General features: G+C 64.4%; 4 protein-coding genes. 1 reads left to right on the top strand and 3 read right to left on the bottom strand.

Features of this window, described 5'->3' with window-relative positions; all coding sequences use genetic code 11:
• Positions 1 to 549: amidohydrolase family protein (locus IC50_RS25215; protein WP_035711130.1), on the bottom strand; the 549-nt coding region annotated here is incomplete at its 3' end.
• 143 nt (positions 550 to 692) lie between these two features.
• On the opposite strand from IC50_RS25215, the gene IC50_RS25210 reads away from it, so the two are divergent.
• Positions 693 to 1,175, top strand: coding sequence for a CinA family protein (locus tag IC50_RS25210; RefSeq protein ID WP_035711128.1), 483 nt, complete (start codon positions 693 to 695; stop codon positions 1,173 to 1,175).
• A 118-nt stretch (positions 1,176 to 1,293) separates the two neighbouring features.
• Here the strand turns inward: IC50_RS25210 and IC50_RS25205 are convergent, their stop codons facing one another.
• The gene (locus tag IC50_RS25205; protein ID WP_035711125.1) at positions 1,294 to 1,569 is read right to left on the bottom strand and encodes a DUF1488 family protein; all 276 of its coding nucleotides are present in this window, start codon (positions 1,567 to 1,569) and stop codon (positions 1,294 to 1,296) included.
• 79 nt (positions 1,570 to 1,648) lie between these two features.
• Entirely contained in the window at positions 1,649 to 3,118 is a 1,470-nt protein-coding gene (locus IC50_RS25200) for an AMP nucleosidase (RefSeq protein ID WP_035711122.1), read from the bottom strand.
• Between the last annotated feature and the right edge of the window lie 158 nt (positions 3,119 to 3,276).

Genomic DNA, 3,276 nt, shown 5'->3' with positions numbered 1-3,276 from the left:
CAGGTCGAGCCGTTCCGCGGCTTCATAGATCGGCCATAGCGCGCGCTTGCCGAGCGGCGTGTCTCCCATGACAAGCATCAGCACCTGCACGAAGCGCCGGTCCTCCGCACAGCGCTCGATCTCGGCGACGGCCTTCTCGACGCTTTGCGTGGGGATCACGATCGAGCCACGCAGTCGTGAATCGCGATCGAGCCATTCCCTGGCGAGCCAGTCGTTCAGCGCGCGGCAGAAGGCGGCCTGCATGTCCTCGGAAAACACCATCTGCACGCCATAGAGCGGATTGCAGATCGCGAACTTGAGCTGGAAGGGATCGAGCACATGGCGCTGCATGGCCTCGAGGCTCTCGCCGGGTTTTCCCTTTTCGGGACGCCAGTCCGGCCGCGCCGTGATCGGCGAGTTCTGCGGATAGGATTGCGAAACGAGGTCTACCATGCCACGCGTCGTGACCTGATCGCGCCAATAGTCGTTCAGGTACGGCAGCAGGCTGGTCAGATGCGGCACGGCCGGATGCACGTCGCAATCGATGCCGCCGGCGATCAGCGACGCCATGACGTCTCCTTCACGTTTCCTCGTCAGTTCTTGTCTCGTGCCCGCATTCAAGCAGGCCTGCCCGCCGCCCGCAACTCGGCCTTTGCAGCCGGCATATGCTAGGAAGGCGCCGCTAGGTTGCAGCGAAATGAGGGGTCCAGGGAATGAAAGAGCTCGTCGGCATTGCGGAACAGGTCGCCGCCAAACTGATCGCGCGCAAACAGACCATCGCAGTCGCGGAATCCTCCTCCGGCGGCCTGATCGCTGCCAGCCTGCTCGCGGTGCCCGGCGCCTCGGCCTATTTCCTGGGCGGCGCCGTGGTCTATACCCGCGATGCCAGGCGCGTGCTGATGGATATTTCGGACGAAGGAATGAAGGGCTTTCGGTCGTCGTCCGAGCCGTATGCGCAATTGCTGGCCGAGCAGATGCGCAGCCGCTTCAATTGCGATTGGGGCCTGTCCGAGACCGGTGCCGCCGGCCCCACCGGCAATCGCTACGGCGACGCAGCGGGCCATAGCTGCATGGCAGTCGCAGGACCCGCCGCGGAGGTGATGACGCTGGAGACGGGCAGCAACGACCGGTTCGACAACATGCAGGTGTTTGCGGCAACAGCGCTGAAGTTGCTGCTGAGGAAGCTGGAGGGGTGAGCGGCTGCCGCAACAGGGACACTTCCAATACGGTCCTCCTGAGGTGCTCCCCTTGCATCGCAAGGGGAGCCTCGAAGGATGACGGTGAGGGATGGGGTGCTCGTCGTGACGTTCGATCTCACCGCCCCAAATGCCGCATGAAAATCCGCACGACGTAGCCCTGGAAGCGCGGCGCTTCGTCGTAGAGGTCCGACGCGATCCGCTCGATGGTTTCGCGCAGCGACAAAAATTGTGCCTGGCGCGCACTGCTCTCGGTGCCCTGCATGCCCGCGAGTTCGTCCATCGCGGCGTCGCTGATCTGGCACTGCACGATCTCGCCATCGTCCAGCATCGTGAAACGAAAGGCCAGACGTTCGAGATCATGGCCAATGATCTTGTCGCGCGTGAGCGGCATCGAGTCGTCCCGGTCGGGCCCCCCGCCAAACAATGCTGAAAATCGTACCGCTTGTCAGCGGCAAAGGAGGGCTTTCTCCCTACTGGAACGCGACTTCGGCGAAACTGCGGAGCTTTCGCGAATGCAGCCGTTCCGATTCCTGCTGCTTGAGCCGCTCGAGCGCCTTCAGGCCGATCTCGAGATGCTGGCCGACGCGACGGCGGTAGAATTCGCTGGCCATGCCGGCGAGCTTGATCTCGCCGTGCAGCGGCTTGTCGGAGACGCACAGCAGCGTGCCGTAGGGGACGCGGAAGCGGTAGCCGTTTGCGGCGATGGCAGCCGATTCCATGTCGAGCGCGACCGCGCGCGACTGCGACAGGCGGCGGATCACTTCGGGGCCTGAGATCTCCCAATTGCGGTTGTCGACGCTGGCGACGGTGCCGGTGCGCATCAGGCGCTTGAGCTCGAAACCTTCGAGCCCGGTGACGTCCTCGACCGCCTCCTCGAGCGCGACCTGCATCTCGGCCAGCGCGGGGATCGGCACCCACAGCGGCAGCTCGCGGTCGAGCACGTGATCCTCGCGCACGTAGCCGTGCGCGAGCACGTAGTCGCCGAGCCGCTGCGTGTTGCGTAGGCCGGCGCAGTGACCGAGCATGAGCCAGGCGTGCGGGCGCAGCACGGCGACGTGGTCCGTGACGTTGCGCGCATTGGACGGACCGGTGCCGATATTGATCAGCGTGATGCCGCGGTAGCCCGGCGTGACCAGGTGGAAGGCCGGCATCTGCGGTATACGCGCGGGGGCGACGCCCGTGATCGCGCCGCCGCGGCGCGTGATGACGTTGCCGGGCGCAACGAAAGCGTCGAGGCCGGCCTCGCCGGATTGCAGCCGCTGCTGGCAGAGTTGCGCGAAGGCATCGACATAGAACTGGTAATTGGTGAAGATCACGAAGTTCTGGAAATATTCGGGATCGGTGCCGGTGTAGTGATAGAGCCGGCGCAGCGAGTAGTCGACGCGGGCGGCGCGGAACAGGGACAGCGGCTCCGGCGCCCCCGGCTGGAGCTCGAAGGTGCCGTCGGCGATCGAATCGTCCATCGTGGCAAGATCGGGCACGTCGAACGCATCGCGCAGCGAGCGCGTGACGGCGGAGTTCTCGCTGGTGGTAATGGCGGCTTCGATGTTGATGTCGCGGCGATAGGCGAAGTGGATCGGGATCGGCTCGGCGGACTCGCCGATCTCGACGGGCACGCGGTGGTTCTGAATCAGCAATCCGATCTGCTCGGTGAGATAGCTGCGGAACAAATCCGGCCGCGTGACGCTGGTCTCGTGCACGCCGGGGCCGGCGACGAAACCATAAGCGAGACGCGAATCCAGTCGCGCATGCGTCGCGGTGGTGAGACGGACGAAGGGATAATGGGCCCGGACCCGCGTCGTGATCGCTTCGCCGCCAACATAGGCCTCGAACCGGTCACGCAGGAATTTCGTGTTGCGCTCGTAGATTTCCTCGAGGCGGGCAACCGCGAGGCTTGCGTCGGCGAAGGATTTGGTGGCGATGGAGGGTGGGGATTGCATGGTTCGACCGCCGGGCTATTTGGGCTTGAGTCGAACTATAGCAAAGAAGCCGGTGCCGTAGGCTGGGTTAGCGCAGCGTAACCCACCAATTCTGCTTCCGCGGATAGAGAAGTGGTGGGTTACGGCTTCGCCTAATCTTACTGCGTCATGGGCGCCGC

It is taken from the genome of Bradyrhizobium genomosp. I (2014) (assembly GCF_000261685.1).
Classification (GTDB): Bacteria; Pseudomonadota; Alphaproteobacteria; order Rhizobiales; family Xanthobacteraceae; genus Bradyrhizobium.
This window is presented reverse-complemented; position numbering and strand designations above follow the sequence as displayed.